Origin of the sequence: Variovorax soli, assembly GCF_031454625.1 — a bacterium.
Taxonomy (GTDB): domain Bacteria; phylum Pseudomonadota; class Gammaproteobacteria; order Burkholderiales; family Burkholderiaceae_C; genus Variovorax; species Variovorax soli_A.
In genome coordinates, this window is record NZ_JAVDRF010000004.1 from 263165 (window position 1) to 279997 (window position 16833).

The 16833-nt window shown below is 68.5% G+C and carries 15 protein-coding genes; 2 read left to right on the forward strand and 13 right to left on the reverse strand.

Annotated elements, in window-relative coordinates; genetic code table 11:
* Positions 1-11: 11 nt before the first annotated feature.
* From J2739_RS11275 to J2739_RS11305, 7 genes are read right to left on the reverse strand one after another with little or no spacing between them, the layout of a single operon-like run.
* Positions 12-1088: a class 1 fructose-bisphosphatase gene (locus J2739_RS11275; protein WP_309901552.1), complete on the reverse strand. Its 1077-nt coding sequence runs from the start codon at positions 1086-1088 to the stop codon at positions 12-14.
* Positions 1061-1804 carry an HAD-IA family hydrolase gene (locus J2739_RS11280; RefSeq protein WP_309901554.1) on the reverse strand — a complete coding sequence of 248 codons (744 nt, stop codon included), beginning with the start codon at positions 1802-1804 and terminating at the stop codon, positions 1061-1063. Before J2739_RS11280 ends, J2739_RS11275 begins: the two co-directional genes overlap by 28 nt.
* Positions 1801-2487: a ribulose-phosphate 3-epimerase gene (rpe, locus tag J2739_RS11285; RefSeq protein WP_309901556.1), complete on the reverse strand. Its 687-nt coding sequence runs from the start codon at positions 2485-2487 to the stop codon at positions 1801-1803. Before rpe ends, J2739_RS11280 begins: the two co-directional genes overlap by 4 nt.
* Positions 2488-2509: 22 nt before the next feature.
* The gene (locus tag J2739_RS11290; protein WP_309901558.1) at positions 2510-3310 is read right to left on the reverse strand and encodes an HAD-IA family hydrolase; all 801 of its coding nucleotides are present in this window, start codon (positions 3308-3310) and stop codon (positions 2510-2512) included.
* Positions 3307-4284, reverse strand: coding sequence for a CbbX protein (gene cbbX, locus J2739_RS11295; protein WP_309901560.1), 978 nt, complete (start codon positions 4282-4284; stop codon positions 3307-3309). Before cbbX ends, J2739_RS11290 begins: the two co-directional genes overlap by 4 nt.
* Before the next feature lie 19 nt (positions 4285-4303).
* Positions 4304-4723 (reverse strand): ribulose bisphosphate carboxylase small subunit, encoded by a 420-nt coding sequence (locus tag J2739_RS11300; protein ID WP_309901562.1) that lies wholly within the window; start codon positions 4721-4723, stop codon positions 4304-4306.
* Positions 4724-4747: 24 nt separating this feature from the next.
* Positions 4748-6214: a form I ribulose bisphosphate carboxylase large subunit gene (locus tag J2739_RS11305; protein ID WP_405053871.1), complete on the reverse strand. Its 1467-nt coding sequence runs from the start codon at positions 6212-6214 to the stop codon at positions 4748-4750.
* 110 nt (positions 6215-6324) lie between these two features.
* On the opposite strand from J2739_RS11305, the gene J2739_RS11310 reads away from it, so the two are divergent.
* Entirely contained in the window at positions 6325-7299 is a 975-nt protein-coding gene (locus J2739_RS11310; protein ID WP_309901564.1) for a LysR family transcriptional regulator, read from the forward strand.
* Between the two features lie 76 nt (positions 7300-7375).
* On the opposite strand, the gene J2739_RS11315 is transcribed toward J2739_RS11310, so the two are convergent.
* The 6 genes from J2739_RS11315 to J2739_RS11340 are packed head-to-tail and all read right to left on the reverse strand — an operon-like array spanning position 7376 to position 14479.
* A complete protein-coding gene (locus J2739_RS11315; RefSeq protein ID WP_309901566.1) occupies positions 7376-9670 on the reverse strand; it encodes a TonB-dependent receptor in 2295 nt (764 codons plus the stop codon).
* 13 nt (positions 9671-9683) lie between these two features.
* On the reverse strand, positions 9684-10676 hold the full coding sequence (locus tag J2739_RS11320) for a tripartite tricarboxylate transporter substrate binding protein (RefSeq protein WP_309902125.1): 993 nt from the start codon (positions 10674-10676) through the stop codon (positions 9684-9686).
* Positions 10676-11578: an ABC transporter permease gene (locus J2739_RS11325; RefSeq protein ID WP_309901568.1), complete on the reverse strand. Its 903-nt coding sequence runs from the start codon at positions 11576-11578 to the stop codon at positions 10676-10678. Before J2739_RS11325 ends, J2739_RS11320 begins: the two co-directional genes overlap by 1 nt.
* The gene (locus J2739_RS11330; RefSeq protein ID WP_309901570.1) at positions 11560-12738 is read right to left on the reverse strand and encodes a type 1 periplasmic-binding domain-containing protein; all 1179 of its coding nucleotides are present in this window, start codon (positions 12736-12738) and stop codon (positions 11560-11562) included. The genes J2739_RS11325 and J2739_RS11330 overlap by 19 nt, the downstream gene beginning before the upstream one ends.
* Positions 12735-13718, reverse strand: a complete 984-nt coding sequence (locus J2739_RS11335; RefSeq protein ID WP_309901572.1) for a PQQ-dependent catabolism-associated beta-propeller protein — start codon at positions 13716-13718, stop codon at positions 12735-12737. The genes J2739_RS11330 and J2739_RS11335 overlap by 4 nt, the downstream gene beginning before the upstream one ends.
* 47 nt (positions 13719-13765) lie before the next feature.
* Positions 13766-14479 carry an ATP-binding cassette domain-containing protein gene (locus J2739_RS11340; RefSeq protein WP_309901574.1) on the reverse strand — a complete coding sequence of 238 codons (714 nt, stop codon included), beginning with the start codon at positions 14477-14479 and terminating at the stop codon, positions 13766-13768.
* Between the two features lie 574 nt (positions 14480-15053).
* Between J2739_RS11340 and J2739_RS11345 the strand changes: the two genes are divergently transcribed.
* Positions 15054-16826, forward strand: coding sequence for a methanol/ethanol family PQQ-dependent dehydrogenase (locus J2739_RS11345; protein ID WP_309901576.1), 1773 nt, complete (start codon positions 15054-15056; stop codon positions 16824-16826).
* Positions 16827-16833 lie beyond the last annotated feature (7 nt).

Sequence of the window (16833 nt, forward strand, 5' to 3'; positions counted from 1 at the left end):
CGAAGCCGGATTCAAGCCGCGGTCGCGAACAGGCCGCGCTTGCCGAACAGCGGCGCCTGGTAGGTGTCCTGTGGCGCCTCGGCGTGGTAGGCCTCCACGCGCGCCACCTCTTCGGACGAGCCGAAGACCAGGCCGATGCGCTGGTGGATCGACTCCGGCTCCACCGTCATCAGGCGCCGGCGGCCGGTGCTGGCCATGCCGCCGGCCTGCTCGATCAGGAAGGAGATCGGGCTGGCCTCGTAGAGCAGCCGCAGGCGCCCTGCCCGGCCCGACTCCTTGCTGTCGCGTGGATACATGAACACGCCGCCGCGCATCAGGATGCGGTGCGTCTCGGCCACGAGCGAGGCGATCCAGCGCATGTTGAAGTCGGTGCCGCGAGGGCCTTCCCGGCCGGCCAGGCATTCGTCGACATAGCGCTTCACCGCCGGCTCCCAGAAGCGGCTGTTCGAGGCGTTGATCGCGAACTCGCGCGTGCGCGCCGGGATGCGCAGGTTCGGATGGCTCAGCACCCATTCGCCCAGCTGCGGGTCCAGCGTGAAGGCATGCGTGCCGTTGCCCAGGGTCAGCACCAGCATCGTCGAGGGCCCGTAGATCGCATAGCCGGCGCCGACCTGCTGCACGCCGGGCTGCAGGAAGTCTTCAGGCCTGGCATCGCGCTCGGGCGTGGGCGCCCGCAGGATCGAGAAGATGCTGCCCACGGCCACGTTGACGTCGATGTTGGACGAGCCGTCCAGCGGGTCGAACAGCAGCAGGTACTTGCCGCGCAGCTGCGGCTGCGGCGGGGGCAGGTAGGGCGCCTCCATCTCCTCGGACACCATGCCTGCCACGTGGCCACCCCACTCGTTGGCGCGCAGGAACATGTCGTTGCTCAGGACGTCGAGCGTCTTCTGTTCCTCGCCCTGCACGTTGTGGCTGCTGGCGCTGCCGAGCATGTCGCCCAGCGCGCCAAGCGCCACCTTGCGCGAGATCGCCTTGCAGGCGAGCGACACGTCCGTGATGACGGCATTGAGCGCCCCGGTGGCGCCCGGATGGCGGCGGCGTTCCTCGATGATGTACTGGGTCAGCGTAGCCTTGCCTGCGATTGGCATGTCGATCTCCTGGTTTTGACGATCTCTTCGCTTTGCCGGGCGCCCGGCTCGATGGCGCTCAGCAGCAGTTGCTGCGGGGTCGCGAGGCGCCACGCCCGCGGCATTGCATTCGCGGCCGCGTGCCCGCCGTAGCCCCAGGCCACCAGCGCGGCCGGGCATCCGGCCGCCTCGGCGGCGAGCAGGTCGGGCAGCGCATCGCCGACCATCAGCAGCCGCGCCGACGCGACCCCGAGCCGATCCGCCGCGGCGCGCAGCAGAGAAGGCGAAGGCTTGCGCTGGGCGACGGTATCGGCGCCATGCACCCCGGCCAGAAAAGGCAGCAGTCCGGCGGCATCCAGCACGGCGCGTGCCAGGGGCGTCGGCTTGTTGGTGACCACCACCATCGGCAGCCGCCGGCGCAGGCCGGCGAACAGCTCGGCGATGCCGTCGAACACGCGGCCGGATCGCAGGGGCGCGGCCAGCGTGTGCGCATCGAAGGCCTGGCGCAGGCGGGCGCGGGCGTCGTCCCCGGCGTCGATGCCGTGCCGGCACAAGGCCTGTGCGATCAATGCGTCCGGGCCGTCGCCGATCCACGCGCGTACCGTGTCCAGGTCAAAGTGTTCCAGCCCCGCGTCTTCGAGCGCGGCATTCAAGGCATGCCGGATGTCCGGCGCGCTGTCGACCAGCGTGCCGTCGAGATCGAAGGCAATGGCCTCGATGCCGCGCAGATCCTTCATGCCGCGCGACCCGCCAGCGCTGCGGAGCGGATGGCCTGGATGGCTTCGCGGTAGCGCCCGCCGGCGAACACCGCCGAGCCTGCCACCAGCGTGTCGGCGCCCGCGGCGCCGATGCGCCGGGCGTTGTCGGCCTTGACGCCGCCATCGACCTCGAGCCAGATGTCGCGTCCGCTGGCGTCGATGCGGCGGCGCGCCGCCTCGATCTTCGGCAGCACGCTTTCGATGAAGCTCTGCCCGCCGAAGCCCGGGTTGACCGACATCAGCAGCACCAGGTCGAGCTGGTCCAGCACATGGTCGAGCACCTGCAGCGGGGTCGCCGGGTTGAGCACCAGGCCGGCCTTGCAGCCGCTGGCCCGGATCAGGCGGATCGTGCGGTCGACGTGCTCGCTGGCCTCGGGGTGAAAGGAGATGATCGACGCGCCGGCCTCGGCGAACATCGGGATCAGCGCATCGACGGGCTTGACCATCAGGTGCACGTCGATGGGCACCGTGGCATGGGGCTTGATGGCCTGGCACACCAGCGGCCCCACGGTCAGATTCGGGACATAGTGGTTGTCCATCACGTCGAAATGGATCAGGTCGGCGCCGGCTTCGATGACCGCCCGCACCTCCTCGCCCAGGCGTGCGAAGTCGGCCGACAGCAGGCTGGGCGCGATGCGCAGGGTCGAAGCGGACGTGGCCATGGCGGCTTTCTCCTTCTGCATTTCACGGCTCCCGGTAAAGCGCCTGCACCGCGTTCAGCGGCGCCACGGCCGTCGCCCTGCGCGTGAGCTCGTCGACACTGAGCCAGGCCTGCGACTGCAGCCGCTCGCCCGGCTCGCCGGCGAGCGGCTGGTCGCGATCGCCGAGGCTGGGCAGGACCAGCCCCGCGCCGCTGAAATCGCCGCCCTCGCTCCAGTAGGTGGGCGTGACCAGGGTCCACAGGCCGGCGCCGAGGGCCGAGCGCAAGCCGTTGGCCGAGTCCTCGACCGCGATCGCGCGTTCGGGCGGCACGCCCATCGTGTCGATGGCCAGGCGGTAGATGTCGGGTGCCGGCTTCTTCGCGCGCACCTGGTCGCCGCAGGCGATCACGTCGAACATCGACAGGCCGGCCGGGCCCAGCGTGGCCAGCAGCAAGGCGTCGATGTTCACGGCCGTCGTGGTGCTGGCGATTCCCAGGCGCAGGCCGGCGCCGATCGCCTCGTCGAGCAGGCGCGCCACGCCGGGACGCAGTGCGAGGCCGCCCTGGCGCGCGATCTCGGTGTAATGGCGCGTCTTCGCGGCGTGGAGCTCCGGCACGCGCTCCTGCAGGCGCTTCTTCTCGGAGCCGCCAAGGGGCAGGCCGGCGATGTAGGCCTTCAGCCGCTCCTTGCCGCCGGTCACTGCGAGCAGGGCCCGGTACTCGGCGCGCTCCCAGCGCCACCCCATGCCGAGCTCTTCGAAGGCCAGGTTGAAGGCGCGTCGATGCACCTCCTCGGTGTCGGCCAGGGTGCCGTCGACGTCGAACACCAGCGCTTCGATGCTCATCGGGAAACCTCCGTGCTTCGCATCGCGGTGCGAACGCCCTGGGAGCGGCCGGGCGCCGCGGCTTGCGCCCCCTCTGCTGGCGCCGGCGAAGCGAAGACGCGGCTCGCCAGGATGTCCTGCGCTTCCAGCGTGCAGAGCTGCTCGCGCGACAGCGCCTGCTCGCTGCCGAACAGGCGCGTGGCGTGGCGCAGCCGGATGCGGTCGAGCGCATTGCGCACCGACCGTGCATTGGCAAAATGCGGCTGCCGCCGGCGCAGGCTCACGTAGCGCGCGAAGCTGGAGGCCGCGCCGTCGTCGAAGCTGTAGTGCAAGCGCGTGAGCATCAGCTGCGCGATCTGCATCAGCTCGGACTCGCTGTAGTCCGGGAAGTCGATGTGATGCGCGATGCGCGACGCCATGCCCGGATTGCTGCCGAAGAAGGTCTCCATGCGATCCTTGTAGCCCGCAAGAATCACCACCAGGTCGTCGCGCTGGTTCTCCATGACCTGCAGCAGGATCTCGATCGATTCCTGTCCGTAGTCGCGTTCGTTCTCCGGCCGGTACAGGTAGTAGGCCTCGTCGATGAACAGCACGCCGCCCATCGCCTTCTTGATCACCTCGCGGGTCTTGGGCGCCGTGTGGCCGATGAACTGGCCGACCAGGTCGTCGCGCGTCACGGCCACCAGATGGCCCTTGCGAACGTAGCCCAGCTGCTTGAGCACCTCGGCCATGCGCATCGCCACCGTGGTCTTGCCGGTGCCGGGATTGCCGGTGAAGGACATGTGCAGCGAGGGCGGCTGCGATTGCAGGCCCTGCGCCTGGCGCAGCTTGTCGATCAGCAGCAGCGCCGCGACGTCGCGGATGCGGCCCTTGACCGGTGCCAGGCCGATCAGCTCGGCATCGAGCTGGTCGAGCAGGGCCTTCACCCCCGAGGACTCGAAGAGCTGCCTCGGTGCGGTGGCGGTATCGGTGGCGATCGGCGCGGCGCTGTCCATGCGGGTGCCTCGCTTCGCCTCAGTACCGCGCGCCTTCGGGCCGCGCCTGCACGGCGTAGCTCTCGATGCTGTAGCGCATGGTGCGCCCCGCCTCCTCGGTGCGGATCAGGCGGAAGCCCGGCTCGTTCGCCGGCCGGTTGACGATGAAGGACATCACCACCGACTCGGTCCCGTGGGTGGAGTCGAAGGCCGTGACGCGGATGTACTGCTGCGCGAAGGTCTTGCGGCAGGCCGCGAGCTCGAGCATCACTCCGGCCGGGTCCTGGATGTCGAACATCGGATTGCCGAACATTTCCCAGAAGGTGTTGCGCGGGTGCGGGTCGTCGGTGTGCTCGATGCCGATCGCCCAGCCCTTGCCGAGGCAGTACTCGACCTGCCGTCCGATCTGCTCGTCGCTCAGGTCGGGCAGGAATGAAAAGGTACCTTGCGTGATTCGCATGTCTGTTGCTCCTCGTGAACCGGTTCAGGCCACCGACGGCGTCGGCACGTAGTCGGACGTGTCGGTGGAGGCGTAGTTGAAGGAGATCTCGCCCCAGGTGTCGAGCGCGGCCGCGAGCGGCGTGCACCAGCGGGCGGCGTCGCGCAGGATCTGCGGCCCCTCGTTGGCGATGTCGCGGCCCTCGTTGCGCGCCAGCACCATGGCTTCGAGCGCCACGCGATTGGCCGTGGCCCCCGCCTGAATGCCTTGCGGATGGCCGATGGTGCCGCCGCCGAACTGCAGCACCACGTCGTCGCCGAACAGGTCCAGCAGCTGATGCATCTGGCCGGCGTGGATGCCGCCCGAGGCCACCGGCATCACCTTGCGCAGCGCGCCCCAGTCCTGCTCGAAGTAGATGCCGCGCGGCAGGTCGACTTCGGTGTGCGTATCGCGGCAGACGTTGTAGTAGCCCTGCACCGTCATCGGATCGCCCTCGAGCTTGCCGACCGCGGTGCCCGCGTGGATGTGGTCTACGCCCGCCATGCGCATCCACTTGGCGATCACGCGGAAGCTCACGCCATGGTTCTTCTGCCGCGTGTAGGTGCCGTGGCCGGCGCGGTGCAGGTGCAGGATCATGTCGTTCTGCCGGCACCAGTTGCTCATCGACTGGATGGCCGTGTAGCCGATCACCAGGTCGACCATCACGATCACCGAGCCGAGCTCCTTGGCGAACTGGGCGCGGCGGTACATCTCTTCCATCGTGCCGGCGGTGACGTTCAGGTAGCTGCCCTTGACCTCGCCGGTGGCGGCGCTCGCCTTGTTCACCGCGTCCATCACGAACAGGAAACGGTCGCGCCAGTGCATGAAGGGCTGCGAGTTGATGTTCTCGTCGTCCTTCATGAAGTCCAGGCCGCCGCGCAGGCCCTCGTACACCACGCGGCCGTAGTTGCGGCCGGACAGCCCCAGCTTCGGCTTGGTGGTCGCACCCAGCAGGGGCCGCCCGAACTTGTCGAGCCGCTCGCGCTCCACCACGATGCCGGTGGGCGGCCCGGCGAAGGTCTTGACGTAGGCCACCGGGAAGCGCATGTCCTCAAGCCGCGCCGCCTTGAGCGGCTTGAAGCTGAAGACATTGCCGATGATCGAGGCGGTGACGTTGGTGATCGAGCCCTCCTCGAACAGCGACAGGTCGTAGGCCACGTAGCAGAAGTACTGGCCCGGGTTGTTGGGCACCGGCTCCACCCGGTAGGCCTTGGCGCGGTACATGTCGCAGGCGGTGAGCCGGTCGGTCCACACCACGGTCCAGGTTGCCGTGGACGACTCGCCGGCCACCGCGGCGGCGGCTTCGACGGCGTCCACGCCTTCCTGCGGCGTGATGCGGAACAGCGCCAGGATGTCGGTGTCCTTCGGCTGGTAGTCGCCGTCCCAGTAGCCCATCTGCGCGTACTTCAGCACGCCGGCCGAGTAGCGCTTCTTGGCGTCGGTGATCTGGATCGATTCGTTCATGTTGCCCATCGGATTCGCCTTCGAGATGAGTGGCTGGTGAAGCGAATGTAGGCGGCTTCAATGATTAGGAAAAATCAAATCTTTTGACATTGGCATTTGGCAAATCTAATATCAGTCCCATGCCACTTTCCAAGCACGCAAGCTTTCGGCAGCTCACCACCTTCCACGCCGTGGCCCGGCTCGGCAGCGTGTCCCTGGCCGCCGACGAGATGCACCTGACGCAGCCCGCGGTGTCGATCCAGATCGGCACGCTCGAGGAATCGGCCGGCACGCCGCTGCTGCAGCGCACCGGCCGCGGCATCCGGCTGACCGAGGCCGGCGAGCTGCTGGCCGGTTATGCGGGGCGCATCCTCGACCTGTGGCGCGAGGCCGGCGAGGAGATGGCCACCCTGCGGGGGGTCTTCTCCGGCACGCTGCGGGTCGGCGCCATCACCACGGCCGAATACCTGCTGCCGCCCATCCTGGTCAACTTCGCAAAAGAACATCCGAAGGTGAAGCTCAAGCTGCAGGTCGGCAATCGCGACGAGATCGTCCGCATGCTCGCGGGCCAGGAGATCGACATCGCCATCATGGGCCGCCCACCCGCCGAGCTGAAGACCGATTCGAGCGCCTTCGCCAAGCACCCGATGGCCTTCCTTGCGGCGCCCGGCCATCCGCTGATGTCGGCGCCCAAACCCAGCCTGGCCCTGCTGTCGGACACGCGCATGCTGGTGCGCGAGCGCGGCTCCGGCACGCGCACCACGGTCGAACGCTTCTTCAAGGACAACGGCCTGCCCCTGCGCATCGGCTCCGAGCTGTCGAGCAACGAGGCGATCAAGCAGATGTGCGCCGCGGGCTTCGGCATCGCCTTCCTGTCGATGCACACCTGCGTGCTCGAGATGAACGCCGGCCTGCTGGGGCTGCTGCCGGTGCCGGACAATCCGATCGTGCGCGACTGGTACGTCATGCACCTCTCGTCGCGGCAATTGCCGCAGGTGGCGCTGGCCTTCGAGGACTACCTGCGCGCCCACGGCCAGGCCCAGATCGAGCAGCAGCTCGGCCGCATGCCGGCCGTGCGCAAGCCGGCGCGCAAGCGCAGCGCGCAGCGGGCCTGAGCCCAGCCACGCTCACGAGGCAGGGTGCGTGCTTCGCTCGGCCGTGCGAGGCCCTCCGCAATGCCCCGGCGCAGAGTCAGGCGCCAAGCTGCATCCGCACCCCGACCCACACGCCGCGCGGCGCGCCCGGGGCCACGAATTGCTCGTTGACCCATGCAGCGGGCAACGCCAGGGCCCCGCTGGCATCGAAGCCGTTGCGCCCGAGCTGGCCGGCGCTGGCATAGCGGCGGTTGAACACGTTGGCCACCTTGGCGAAAAGCTCGAAGTGCGGGCCCAGTTTCCAGTTCGTCGTGAGGTCGAGCAGCGCATAGCCTCCGAGGTGGCCGCTGCCGTTGAAGGCGATGCCGTCGGGCACCTGCGCGCCGTTCTCGTTGCCGCGCACGTTCTGGCGCGAGTAGGCGCGGTACTGCGCCCCGACGCTCCACGCCGGCGTGACCCGCCAGTCGACGTTGAGCTTCAGCTGGTGCGCGGGCAGGCCGGGCAGCCGGTCGCCGCGGCGCACCGCGATCTCGCCCTCGCCGGTGCAGGCCGGGCTGGTCTCGGCACTGCTGTTCGATTCGGACACCAGGCAGGCCGGGGAGTCGTACCGGGCGCGCAGGTAGCTGTAGGAGAGCGACCAGTCCAGGCGCTCTCCTTTCTGCCCCAGCCCGAGTTCCACTCCCTGGCGCAAGGTGCGCCCGAAGTTGCTGAAGTAGCCGCGCGACAGGCCGCTGCTGACGAACAGCAGGTCGTCCTTGTTCACGGTGCGGAACACCGAGGCGTTCCAGCGCAGGCCGGGCGCGAGCGTGCCTCGCAGCCCGGTCTCGAAGGTTTGCGAGACCACCTGCTTCAGCGGGGGATCGGACTGCATCGCATTCGGCAGCAGGCAGGGGTTCAGCGGATCGGAGCAGCCCAGCTCGATCGGGCTCGGCGCGCGGTTGCCCTGGCTCCAGCCGCCATAGGCCGTGAGCTGCGGCGTGGCCTGCCAGGTGAGGCCGGCCGCCGGATTGAACTTGCGGTAGCGCCCCTCGCTGTCGAGCTGGGTGGGAAGCCCGAGCTGGGCCCGCCCCTCGTCGCGCGTCGTGACGCGGGTGTCGTTGTAGCGGCCCGAGAGGCTGAGCTGCAGGTCGGGCCGGAGCATGACCAGGTCGTGGACGTAGAGGCTGGCCGTGCGGCTCTTGCCGGCCAGCAGCGCATCGACCTCGGCCTCCTCCTGCGGCACCACCGCGCGGGTGGCGTCCAGGAAACCGCCCGCTTCGGTCTGCATGAAATGCGTGCGGGCGCGATCCACCGAAGCGCCGAAGGTGAACCGGTGAATGCCGGCGCTCAGGGTCGACTGCAGCGCCACCCCTTCGCCCTGCTGCCGGGTGTGCGTGCGGTTCTCGAGGGCCGAAGCCTCGACCTCGGGCGGCGCGAAGGCGTTGTTGAGGTCGCCGTTCAGCGTCGCATAGCGCGAGCGTCGCGTGTACGCGGTCATCGAAAGGGTCTGCAGCTCGCTCACCTGGTAGCTGGCGTTGAGCGTCAGCATCGACATCCGGTTCTCGGTCCGGTCCGGCCGCGTGTAGACCTGCCTGCGGTCCTGCAGCAGCATGGACTCGGGCAGCAGGCCGTTGCCCACCAGCGTGTTGTCGCCATGGGTGAAGCTCAGGTCCCAGGAGAGCCTGCCGCGGTCCTGCCCCACCTTGGCGAAGAGCTGGCGCACGCGCGACGGCGAATCGTCGCGCCAGCCGTGTTCGTTCAGGCCGCCCAGCGCCAGGAACAGGTGGCCATCCTCCCCCAGCTTGCGGCCGTGCGTGAGCTCGGTGCCGACCCGGCCGAAAGAGCCGGCCTGCAGTTCGAGCTCGGTGCCCGGATGCGTGTCGCCGCGCTTGGTTTGCAGCGACAGGGCGCCGCCCAGCGTGTTCAGGCCGAACAGGGGGTTGGAGCCAGGCAGGAGCGTGATGCTGGAGATCGCCGCCTTCGGAATCAGGTCCCAGTTCACCACGTCGCCGAAGGGCTCGTTGATGCGCACGCCATCCTGGTACACCGACAGGCCTTGCGGCGTGCCGAGCAGCGGACTGGCGGTGAAGCCGCGGTAGTTCACGTCGAGCTGGAACGGATTGCCCTGGATCTCGTTCACGCTGACGCCGGGCAGCTGGCTCGACATGAAATCCGGCAGGTTCAGGCTTTGCGCGCGGCGCAGCTGCACGTCGTCGGCTGTCTGCACGTTCGACGGAATCTGGTCCCTGGGCAGCTCGGTGCCGGGCACCGGCATGGTCCCGACCACTTCCACCGTCGGCAAGGCGCGCTCCTGCGGGGCTTGCGCCAGCGCCTCGGCCTGCAGGGGGCAGGTCACGGCGGCGACGGCCAGCCCGAGGAGCCGGCGGGTGGTCTGGCGGTTCGATGGATTCAAGCGCGCGCTCCTGTCAGGTGCCGGTACGGGCCAGCCCCATCTTTTCGACGATGGCGCGCTCCTGCGCGAAGATCTCGCGGCACGACTGCGCATAGTCCTCGGGGCCCAGGTAGTCGACCTCCTGGTCGTACTTGGCCAGCTCGTCCTTGAAGCGCTGGTCGAACATGGCTTTCTTGAACGCGTCGTGCAGCACCGACAGCACCCGCGGCGGCAGGCCGCGCGGTCCGGCCAGGCCATACGGCGACTTGGCCACGATGTCGAAGCCCAGCTCGCGCAGCACCGGCACCTGCGGCCAGCGCTTCGAGCGCTCCGCGGTGAAGATCACCAGCAGCCGGAGCGTTCCGGCATCGACCGCCGGCCCGAAGCCGGTGGAATTGACGCCGGCCATCACCTGCCCGGAGGCGATCGCGTTCAGCTGCTCGGACGTGCCCTTGTACGGCACGTGGATGTAGCGCAGCCCGCGCGCGGTGAACAGCTCCTCGAGCACCACGTGCGGCGTGGTGCCGATGCCGTTGGTGGCGATGGTCAGCTCGCCCGGCCGCGCGCGCGCGAAGGCGAACAGGTCGTCGAGCGAACGCAGGGGGCTGCCGGCCGCGACCAGCACGCCGAAGGTGAGGCTGGAGACCTGGATGATCGGGGTCACGTCGCGGATCGGGTCCCACAGCACCTTCTGCGTGTGGGGCGCGCGGAACACCGGTTGCGGCATCTGGGCGATGGTGTAGCCGTCGGGCCGGGCCTGCTGCAGCACCGGCATCGCCAGCGTGCCGCCCGCGCCGCCGCGGTTCTCGGTCGTGACCGGCTGGCCCAGCCAGGGCGACGCCAGGTCGGCCAGCACGCGCAGCGAGATGTCGGTGGCGCCGCCGGCCGGCCAGGGCACCCACAGCGTGACGGGCCGTGAAGGAAAGGGTTGCGAGGACGCGATCGCCCGGCCCAGCGGCAGCGCGCCGAGCGCCAGCGCGGCGGCCTGCCGCAGCCAGCGGCGCCGGCCCGGCGGGCTGCATCGCATCACGCCCCCCCTCCCCGCTTGGTCAGTCCGCCGAAGCCGCGCTGCGGGTCGTAGCCCCAGCAGGCCAGGCCGAAGAAGACCACCAGGCAACCGAGCACGACATAGGGGGCGAGCCCCGGGTCCTTGCCGTAGAGCGCGAAGCGCATCCACTCCACCGCGTAGGTGAAGGGATTGAAGCGCGCCAGCTGGTACACCCAGCCGGCCCCCGACTCCTCCAGCTTCCAGAGCGGGTAGAGCGCGGTGGACAGGAAGTACATCGGGAAGATGACGAAGTTCATCGTGCCGGCGAAGTTCTCCAGTTGCTTGATGTGCACCGACAGCAGCAGCCCGAGCGCGCCCAGCATGAGCGCGCCGGCCGCCATCGCCGCGAGCGCGTGCAGGCCGGCGAGCGAGAGCAGCGGCAGATCGGTGCCGATCAGCACGGCGACCACCACGAAGGCGATCGCCTGCAGCACCGACAGCAGCGCGGTGGCGCACAGCTTGGAGAACAGCAGCCACGGCCTCGGCAGCGGCGCCGTGAGCAGCAGGCGCATCAGGCCCATCTCGCGGTCGTAGACCATCGCCAGCGAAGACTGCATCCCGTTGAACAGCAGCACCATGCCGACCAGCCCGGGCACGATGTACACGTCGTAGGGAATGTAGGTGTCGTAGGGCTCGACGATCGCGACACCGAAGACGTTGCGAAAGCCCGCGGCGAAGACGGCGAGCCACAGCAGCGGTCGCACCAGTGCCGACACCAGCCGCCCGGTCTGCTGCGAGAACTTGTACAGCTCGCGCAGCATGATCGCGCGCATCGCCTGCAGGGCATGGGCCAGGCCGCGCCGCGCCATCGGCTCGGCGCTCGCGCCTTCCGGCACCTGTTCCGGCGCTTTCTTCGAGATCTTCAGCGCGCGTTCGGACATAGCTTCTCCGGCGCATCCGCGCCCAGCGTGTCGAGCACGTTGCGCGGATGCAAAACCCCTTCGGCCGGCGCGAGCGAGATCACGCCCTGCCCGTCGCTCAGCAGCATGGGCTGGCGCAGCTGGCCGTCCCAGGCGCGGAAGCTCAGGCCGGTGCCCTTGGAGCCGTCCAGCGCGTTCTTCGCCAGGGCCTCGGCCCAGGCCGCATTCGGCCCCTTGGGCGCGGCGATCGCGGCGGCCGTCAGCGCCTTGCCGGCCATCCACGCCGCCCAGTCGGTCGCCGTCATCGGCCGCTTCGCGGCCTTGGCGAAACGCCGCGACACCTGCGGTGCGCCGTAGCGCTCGAACTGCGCGTGCCAGGCCAGCGCCACCAGGCCGCCATCGCCCACGACCGGGCGCGGCAGCACGGTGCGGTAAGGCAGCGTGCGGGCGAACTCGCCGTCGCTGTCGACCACCCAGACCGCGTCGTAGCTGCTGCCGGCGGTCAGCAGCAGCGGGTTGGCCAGGTCACGCTCGCGCGGGTCGGCCGAGAGCTTGAAAGGCTTGGTGCCCACCACCTGCAGTCCATAGCGCTTGATCGATGCCTGCACGGTGGCGGCACGCGTGGCGTCCTGCGCGCTCGTGCCCACCAGCAGGAGCAGCTTGCTCCACTTGCGGGACACCAGCGTCTGCGCCATCGCATCGCTGCGCATGCGCTCGCTCGGAATCAGATGGAACAGCCGCGCGCGGCAGTCCTGCTGGCGCAGCCGGTCGGAGGCCTCGCTCAGGTTCAGCACCGGCAGCTTCACCGCATCCGCAACCGCCAGCGTCCAGTCGGCCGGCAAGTCGGTCAGCAGCACGGCGGCGCCGTTCTTCTCGGCCGCCACCGCGGCAGTGCGCGCCGCATCGATCGAAGCGGCCGGCACGCTGGCCAGCGCCACTTGCGCACCTGCGGCCTCCAGCTCGAACCCGGCCTCGTCGACAGCCATTTCCATGCCCTCCGAGAGCGGGCCGCCCGGATGCCCGAGGTAGGCGCGCTCGAGGCGCGTGCGCTCCATGCGCGCATCGTCCGCAGGCGTGATCAGCGTGGCCTTGAGCACCGCCGCGGCCGCCGGCGCAGGCGCGGCGAGAAGCGCCGCCAGCCATGCGAACGAAAGCAGGGAGACCGTGTTGCGCTTCCTCATTCGACGATCGCGAGTCCGTAGGGCACGCGTCCGACCGGGATGCTCTTGATCGCCTTGGCGCCTGCCACGTCGACCACCGTCACGTCGTCGGAGAGCCCGTTGACCACGTAAAGGCGCGCCTGCGCCTGGTCGAGCGTGACGTTCCAGGCCCGCTTGCCCACCAGCACCAGCGGGCCCACCTTGCGGCTGGCCACGTCGACGAAGGCGACGTGGTTCGCGCGCCCGAGTCCGACGAAGGCCCGCCGGCCGTCCTTCGAGATCTGGATGCCGACCGGCGTGATGTCCTCCGGGCGTGCGCCCTTCAGCTCGAACTTCACGGTGTCGATCACCTCGTGCGTGGCGGTCGAGACAATGCTGACGCTGGCACCCAGCTCGTTGGTGACCCACAGCTCCTTGCCGTCGGGCGTGATCGCCATGCGCCGCGGCCGCTTGCCGACGCGGATGTTCTTGATGACCTTGCCGCTGGCCGTGTCGATCACATGCACGAGGCTCGCCACTTCCGAGGTGACGTACAGGGTCTTGCCGTCGGCGCTCACCTTGACGCCTTCCGGCTCCGCGCCCACCTTCACCGAGCGCAGCTTCTTGCCGCTCGCGGCATCGACGAAGCTGGCCTCGCTGGCGTCTTCGTTGGAGACATAGATGACCTTGCCATCGGGCGAAAGGTCGAAGGCCTCGGGCTCGTCGCCCAGCGGAATGCGCCGCACCGACTTGCCGCTGGCGGGGTCGATCACGTCGGCCTGGTTCGAGTCGGTACAGGCGACCATCAGCAGCCGCTCGGGCGTCAGCTGGACATGGCGCGCGCGCTTGCAGGTGGGAATCGTGCCCTTCACGGCGAGCGTCGCCAGGTCGATCATCGTCAGCGCGCTGTCCTTCTCGCTGGACACATAGGCAACGCCCTGCGCCGTCGCGATCTGGGTTGCGGCTGCCATCGCCAGCGCGCCGGCGGCGCGAACCAGCGACGACAAGGAAAGTTCCGGCATGCATGTCTCCATCTCTTGTTCTTGGGGGGATTCGGTTTCAACCAGTGTCAAGCGGTGCGCGCGATAAAGCCCTCCTCCAGCGTGGTGCCGCCGAGCAGCGCGCTCACCTGCGCCGGCGTGCCGTCCGCCAGCAGCGCTCCCTTGTGCAGCACGAGCACGCGGTCGGCCTGCTCGGCTTCGTCGACCCGGTGTGTCGCCCACAGCACGCACACCCCGCGTTCGCGCACGTCGGCGCGCAGTGCGGCCAGCAGGTCCTGGCGCGATTTCGGATCGAGCCCGACCGTGGCTTCGTCCATCAGCAGGACGGCCGGGCGATGCAGGCTCGCCCGGGCGAGCTCGACCTTGCGCCGGTTGCCGCCCGACAGCTCGCGCACCTTGCGGTTCAGGTCGGCATCGATGTTCAGGCGCTCGCAGGCCGAGGCGATGCGCGCCTGCGCCAGCCGCCGCGGCAGCCCGTGCAGGTCGGCCTGGAACAACAGGTTGCGCCGGATGCTGAGATCGAGATCCAGCGACATCTGCTGGAACACGACGCCGATGTGACGGAGCGCCGCGGTCGCCGAATGCCGCAGCGAATGACCGGCCACTTCGACCTCTCCCGCGTCGGCGGCGAACATGCCCGTCAGGACCTGGAACAGGGTCGACTTGCCGGCGCCGTTCGGCCCCAGCAATGCCACGAACTGGCCCGCGGCCAGATGCATGGACAAGGACTGCAGTGCCGTGCGCGTGCCATAGCGCTTGATGAGGTCGATGGTTCGCAGCATGGAGGCCGGTGGGATGCGTCGGGCTGTCGGTTATGGAGGGTTGATGGTATTGGTGGTTCGATGAAAGTCCGCAACTTTCGTGCCCCTGCGTGCCCCCGGGTTTTCACGGTGATGCATCCGTCCCCATGGACCCGTGCAATGGCTGTGCCGCCCACGGGGCACTCGTCATCCTTTCATGAGGCGAGACACTTTGCGTCAAATTTGGATGCGCACGCGGCGCGCGGTGCGGCTGCGGTGCTCGATGCGGCGCACGCGAAGGCATCGAACGCCCGGGATTTCCCTAGGTCCGATGGCCTTGCGCGGCCCGCGCGGGTTCGCGCACGAGGGCCTCTCGAAAGGCTCTTCGCCGGAGAGAGCCCGCGGACCGGGCGCACCGCACGCGCATCGACATGCCGGGTGTCCACCTGCGACCCAAGGTGGGCATGGATGTTGCGGTCCGCTGCTTTCGCCGACGTTCGAAAGACCCGAAGGCGGCCATGATCGATGTTCGATACCCACTGTCAAATGTGAGGAGACATTTATGCGATTTTTGAAGCAGATCGTCAGCCGTCTCGTACGGCATGTCGGCTTAGCGATGCTGGTTCTTCCGGCCTTGGCGCATGCCAATGCCGACGTGGAGAAGAACATCGCCAACTCGAAGAACTGGGCGATGCAAGCGGGCGACATGTACAACCAGCGCTACAGCAAGCTGAACCAGATCACCAAGAGCAACGTCGGCAAGATGCAGGTCGCGTGGACCTTCTCGACCGGCGTGCTGCGCGGTCACGAGGGTGCGCCCCTGGTGATCGACGGAACGATGTACCTGCACTCGCCGTTCCCGAACAAGGTCTTCGCGCTGGACGTGGAAACCCAGAAGATCCTCTGGAAGTACGAGCCCAAGCAGGACCAGTCGGTGATCGCGGTCATGTGCTGCGACACGGTGAACCGCGGCCTGGCCTATGCCGAGGGCAAGGTCTTCCTGCAGCAGGCGGACACCACCCTGGTCGCACTCGACGCCAAGACCGGCAAGGTCGTGTGGACGGTGAAGAACGGCGATCCGAAGGTCGGCGCCACCAACACCAACGCGCCCCATGTCTTCAAGGACAAGGTCATCACCGGCATCAGCGGTGGCGAGTTCGGCGTGCGCGGCTTCCTGGCGGCCTACAACATCAGCGACGGCAAGCTGGCCTGGAAGGGCTACAGCACCGGGCCGGACGAAGAGATGCTGATGGACCCGCAGAAGACGATGACCTGGACCGACGGCAAGATGGCGCCGGTCGGCAAGGACTCCTCGCTGAAGACCTGGCAGGGCGACCAGTGGAAGATCGGCGGCGGCACCACCTGGGGCTGGTACAGCTTCGACAAGGCGACCAACGCCGTGTACTACGGCAGCGGCAACCCCTCGACCTGGAACCCGGCGCAGCGCCCCGGCGACAACAAGTGGTCGATGAGCATCTGGTCGCGCGACGTGGACACCGGCAAGGTCAACTGGGTGTACCAGATGACGCCCTATGACGAGTGGGACTTCGACGGCATCAACGAAATGATCCTGGCGGACATCAACGTCAAGGGCAAGCCGACCAAGGCACTGGTGCACTTCGACCGCAACGGCTTCGGCTACACGCTGGACCGCGTGACCGGCGCGCTGCTGGTGGCCGAGAAGTACGACCCGAAGGTCAACTGGGCCACGCACGTCGACATGAAGACCGGCCGGCCGGAAGTGGTGGCCAAGTACTCGACCGCCAAGAACGGCCCCGACGTCAATACCAAGGGCATCTGCCCCGCGGCTCTGGGCAGCAAGGACCAGCAACCGGCTTCCTACGACCCCAACACCAAGCTCTTCTACGTGCCGACGAACCACGTCTGCATGGATTACGAGCCGTTCAAGGTCGAGTACACCGCCGGCCAGCCCTACGTGGGCGCCACGCTCTCGATGTATCCCACCCCGGGAAGCCATGGCGGCATGGGCAACTACATCACCTGGGACGCCGGCACCGGCAAGATCGTGCAAAGCAAGCCCGAGAAATTCTCGGTGTGGAGCGGCGCGCTGAACACCGCGGGCGGTATCTCCTGCTACGGCACGCTGGAGGGTTACCTCAAGTGCGTCGACTCCAAGGACATCACCAAGGAGCTCTTCAAGTTCAAGACGCCCTCGGGCATCATCGGCAACGTGTTCACCTACGAGAACAAGGGCCGGCAGTACATCGGCGTGCTCTCGGGCATCGGCGGCTGGGCCGGCATCGGCATGGCGGCGGGCATCGATCCGGACAAGAGCACCGAAGGACTCGGCGCTGTCGGCGGCTACAAGGATCTGGCCCAGTACACCGAGCTCGGCGGTTCGCTGACGGTGTTCGCGCTGCCGCGCTGAAACGCGA